Source organism: Actinopolymorpha sp. B17G11, assembly GCF_040196095.1.
Lineage (GTDB): Bacteria > Actinomycetota > Actinomycetes > Propionibacteriales > Actinopolymorphaceae > Thermasporomyces.
On record NZ_JBEFTW010000101.1, the window covers coordinates 1 to 1,055 of the forward strand.

Here is a 1,055-nt window from a genome sequence, read left to right on the forward strand (position 1 = left end):
GTGACCTTGCTGTCGTTGGTCTGGGGTATGTCGGTCTGCCGTTGGTCCGTGAGGGCTGCCGGGCGGGGCTTCGTGTCGTCGGGCTCGACGTCTCTGACCGGGTGATCGCCGGGCTGTCCTCGGGCCGGTCCCATGTCGATGACATCTGCGATGCCGACATCGCGGCCATCCTGGCCGCGGGTTTCACCGTGACGTCCGACGAAGCCGTGCTTGCCACCGCCGAGACCGTGGTGATCTGTGTACCCACGCCGCTGGATGAGGACGGCGGGCCCGATCTGGCCGCGGTCACCCTCGCGGCGGAGATGGTCGCCCGCCAGCTGCGTCGCGGGATGCTGGTGGTGCTGGAGTCCACGACCTACCCGGGCACGACCGATGAGGTCGTACGCCCGATCCTGGAGAAGTCCGGGTTGGTGGCGGGCACAGACTTCGCACTGGCGTTCTCCCCGGAACGGATCGACCCCGGCAACCCCACCTACGGTCTGCGGAACACCCCGAAGGTCGTCGGCGGGCACACGCCGGCGTGTACGGCGCGGGCGGAGGAGTTCTACGGCAAGATCTGCGACCACGTGGTCCGCGCCAAAGGCACCCGCGAGGCCGAGATGGCCAAACTGCTGGAGAACACCTACCGCCACGTCAACATCGCCCTGGTCAACGAGATGGCGATCTTCTGCCACGAACTCGGCATCGACCTGCGCGACGCGATCGCCGCCGCCGCGACCAAACCGTTCGGGTTCCAGGCGTTCCACCCCGGCCCCGGCGTCGGCGGACACTGCATCCCGATCGACCCCAACTACCTGTCCTACAAGGTCAAGAGGCTGGGCTACCCGTTCCGCTTCGTCGAACTCGCCCAAGAGATCAACCAACGGATGCCCGCCTACGTCGCCCAACGCGTCCAGGACCTGGTCAACGACGCCGGCAAATCCGTCAAAGGCTCCACCATCCTCATCCTCGGCGTCACCTACAAACCCAACGTCGCCGACCAACGCGAATCACCCGCCCGCCCCGTCGCCCGCCGACTCCGCCGAATGGGCGCCCACCTCACCTTCCACGACCCC

The 1,055-nt window shown here is 67.5% G+C and carries 1 protein-coding gene; it reads left to right on the forward strand.

Going from position 1 to position 1,055, the window contains the following annotated elements; genetic code table 11:
* Positions 1-1,055: nucleotide sugar dehydrogenase (locus tag ABN028_RS35165; protein WP_349699665.1), on the forward strand; the 1,055-nt coding region annotated here is incomplete at both ends.